At 61.6% G+C, this 3493-nt stretch carries 4 protein-coding genes; 1 reads left to right on the forward strand and 3 read right to left on the reverse strand.

The annotated features are described in order from the left end of the window. Window positions 1–1161: DNA polymerase III subunit gamma and tau (locus F4V54_RS10380; protein ID WP_150387088.1), on the reverse strand; the 1161-nt coding region annotated here is incomplete at its 3' end. Window positions 1162–1254: 93 nt separating this feature from the next. Here F4V54_RS10380 and F4V54_RS10385 point away from each other — a divergent pair. After that, a complete protein-coding gene (locus F4V54_RS10385) occupies window positions 1255–1500 on the forward strand; it encodes a ribbon-helix-helix domain-containing protein (protein ID WP_034665859.1) in 246 nt (81 codons plus the stop codon). A gap of 340 nt (window positions 1501–1840) precedes the next feature. On the opposite strand, the gene F4V54_RS10395 is transcribed toward F4V54_RS10385, so the two are convergent. Next, window positions 1841–3223 (reverse strand): FtsX-like permease family protein, encoded by a 1383-nt coding sequence (locus F4V54_RS10395; protein ID WP_211359483.1) that lies wholly within the window; start codon window positions 3221–3223, stop codon window positions 1841–1843. A gap of 5 nt (window positions 3224–3228) precedes the next feature. After that, the coding region (locus tag F4V54_RS10400) for an ATP-binding cassette domain-containing protein (RefSeq protein ID WP_150387091.1) at window positions 3229–3493 on the reverse strand (265 nt) is incomplete at its 5' end.

Genomic DNA, 3493 nt, shown 5'->3' on the forward strand with positions numbered 1-3493 from the left:
GGTGGCGGCGGCGGAGGCGTCGCGGATTTCCTCCAGGCCGGTGATTGCCGCTGGGGCTTGTGTGCCGGAGGCGACGCCGAGGAGATGCGCCATCATGATTTCTAGTAGCAGGCGCGGGGAGGTGGCGCCGCGGAGGGAGGTGATGCGCTCGTTGACCTCGGTGGCCAGGGCGGGGAGTTGGTTGCCGGGGAATTTGTCGGCTTCGGTAGCGAGGATCTGGGCGCGGTCGGTGGGGGCATCCACGAGGCCCTGGCCGAAGGCATCTGGGACGGCGTGAATGATCATCAGGTCACGCAGGCGGTCCAGCAGATCGATGGCAAAACGGCGGGGTTCGTGGCCGGCCTCAATCACATCGTCGACGGTTTGGAAGAGGGCGGCGGCGTTGTGGGAGGCGAGGGCGTCCACGGTTGCGTCGATAAGCGAGAGGTCGGTGACCCCAAGGAGCGGTAAGGCGAGCTCATACGTGAGACCCTCGGGGCCGGCGCCTGCGAGGAGTTGGTCGAGGATGGACAGCGTGTCACGCGGCGACCCGCCACCGGCACGGATGACCAGCGGGTACACATTTTCGTCGACGGTGACGCCTTCCGCGGCGACCGTGCGCTCGACGAGTTGGCGCATTGCCTGCGGCGTGAGCAGGCGGAAAGGGTAATGGTGGGTGCGCGAACGGATGGTGCCAATGATTTTCTCCGGCTCCGTCGTGGCAAAAATGAACACGAGGTGCTCCGGCGGCTCCTCCACGATCTTGAGCAGGGCGTTCGCGCCCGCGCCGGTGATCATGTGGGCCTCGTCGATAATAAACACGCGGTAGCGCGATTCTGCCGGAGCGAAATAGGCGCGTTCGCGCAGCTCACGCATCTCATCTACGCCACCGTTCGAGGCGGCGTCCATCTCCGTCACATCAAGGTTGCCCGGCCCACCCGGCGCGAGCGACACACACGACGGGCACACGCCACACGGCGTTGATGTCGGGCCTTCCGCACAGTTCAATGAACGCGCCAAAATGCGTGCCGACGACGTCTTGCCCGTGCCCCTCGGCCCCGAGAACAAATAAGCGTGATTAACACGCCCATTGTCCAGCGCTGTGGACAGCGGGCGGGTCACCTGCTCCTGCCCAATCATCTCGGCGAACGAGGCTGGGCGATACTTCCGGTACAAAGCCACGGTCTCACCCTACTAGGCACCTAGGACACGCAACGTGGGCCTGTCCGTAAACGGGCATTGCCTACACAGATATTTTCGTTATACAGTATTCCTATGCCTGTGAACGCCAGCCAAGAACAAATCGACGCTTGGGTTGCGGAGGCCGAAATCGGTTACGACCCAGAGCTTCTAAAGAAGCGCGGCCGCGGACGCCCGGGACGGGGAATGACCCCAGCACAGGTCGTTGCTGTTCGCCTTACTGACGATGAGCTGAAAGCACTCGATGATCTCGCCACCAAGAAGAACCTGACCCGGTCCGAGCTCATCCGCCAAGCAATCGAAGCTTTCACCGCAGCATGAGATGTGCGAAGTCCGCCACCAAACATGGCATCACAGAATCTGATGGCATTCAGGCGGCCTCGAACCCCATATGGGTCGAGCCACTCGACGATAAAACGACCCAATGGAGGGAACTGAGACTCGGCTTTGACACACATGCCAGGCTCCTTGAGACGGTCGTTGTAGTCGCAGAAGACGGGGACGAGCTGCTCATCCACTCTATGAAAGCCCGTCCACAATATTCACGTCTCCTCGAATAGGAATACTCGCCCGACTCTTGGCTCAAGGCCAAAGCACTCTAGATTTGCTCAGTTCATGCGGTCTAGTCCATGCAGATCAGTTCATACACAGCAGCGAGGCACTAGTCGTTGAGGCGACCGGTCTCGGCCAGCACCCGCTCGCGGAGCTTGCCCGTGGCGGCGACGGCGGCAATGCAGCCTGCGAGCACAAGCAAGATCAGCGCTGCGAAGAGGGTGAGCTGGGGTAACACGTCGACGGGAACGGCGACCATGACGGAGCCCAGCAGGTTGCCCATGCCGAAGCCCAATAGGGTGACCAGGGCCATCGGTACGCCGATCTCCCGGATGGCCACGGAGGTGTGGTATTTCGCGGGCGCACCAATGAAGTAGAGGGACTTGGTCAAATGTTTCTGCTCCACCACTGCCAATGCCTGAGTAAGCAGTGTAGAGGCGACGAGAAGAATGGCACCGAAGATCGCGGTGAGGGCCACACCAGCGGGAATATCGCCGGTGATCATATTTAGGGCCGGGTCTGCGTCGATTTCTGGGATGGCAGAGATCCAGCTACTGATACCAGCAGTGAATGCAAGGAAATACAGCGCTGCTACACGCTTCCACGTCGTTCTTGCGCCGCGTCCGACGCGGCGTGTGGCCACATAGTTAGCGGGACCAGGAAGCAGGTAGCTGAATCGGGCGATCAACTGGATCACACCAACGGCGATGAGAGCGTTGACCATTAATACGCCGGCAACGACGACGAGCAGCAGGATGAAGTCCGTGGCATTGGCGCCCGGCGCGATCGTTACTGTGCTCAAGTAACGGTACAGGGCAAAAGCTGCCACAAGCGAGATGACCAGAGTGATCGCACTTTGCCCCTTTGGCGGAATCTTCTTGGTCACTCCCAGTGGGGTAACAGCCACACGGCGCAGGGCGAGCCAGACAGACGCTGCGGCCAAAACGAGCACCACGAGCCAGGCAACAGGCACGATCCACCAGGTGAACATCTCCCATGTGCCGATGCGCTTTTCTTGGAAGGTCAGCAGCGACCATGCAGGAACACTGACCAGGTACAGCACAGTGCCAATGCCAAGGCCGACGAATGCCTGGCGCAACGCATCAAGAATCATCATTCCGCGCACTTGGCCGGAGGTCGCGCCGATCAGGCGCAGAATCGCCAACTGTTCTTCACGCCCACCGAGATTCGCACGCGCAGCCTGAGTAAGCAGGCCGAGCAAGGTTGGCACCACCAGCAATGATGCGAAGAGAGCAAGGAAGACGTAGCTCAACGTAAGTAGGCCGCCGAGGTCTGCGTCGATCACCCTCACCGCCTCATGCGGGTGCCACATGCGTTGCGCGAACACCCACGTTCCGGCAGCCAGGGTGCACAGGATCCAGGTGGACACCGAGAATGCCACGAGCGACAAGGCACGGACCCAACGTTCGCCGGTCTGGCGTTGTGCGCGGCCCTCTGCGGTGGAGGACTGCGCAGCGGTCATCAGTGTCATGGCGCTCATGCTTGCACCGCCTTCGCAGCACCCTCAGAGTGGATAAGGCCATCGCGGATCTCGATCCTGCGGTCGCACCATTGGGCGATCTTCGGGTCGTGGGTGACCAGCACGAGCGTCACTCCGAATTTCTGTGCAACAGCAGTGATCTGCTGCATCACCTCGTGGCCGGTGGCCTGGTCGAGAGCGGCGGTCGGCTCGTCGGCAAAGACCACCGACGGCGGCCCGGCCAGGGCACGCGCAATCGCTACACGCTGGCCCTGCCCGCCG

It is taken from the genome of Corynebacterium tuscaniense, assembly GCF_008693065.1.
Taxonomy (GTDB): Bacteria; Actinomycetota; Actinomycetes; order Mycobacteriales; family Mycobacteriaceae; genus Corynebacterium; species Corynebacterium tuscaniense.

Bases quoted from the DNA above. Each gene is read 5' to 3' on its own strand.
- F4V54_RS10385 (WP_034665859.1), top strand. From the start codon at position 1,255: ATGCCTGTGAACGCCAGCCAAGAACAAATCGACGCTTGGGTTGCGGAG.
- F4V54_RS10395 (WP_211359483.1), bottom strand. From the start codon at position 3,223: ATGACACTGATGACCGCTGCGCAGTCCTCCACCGCAGAGGGCCGCGCA.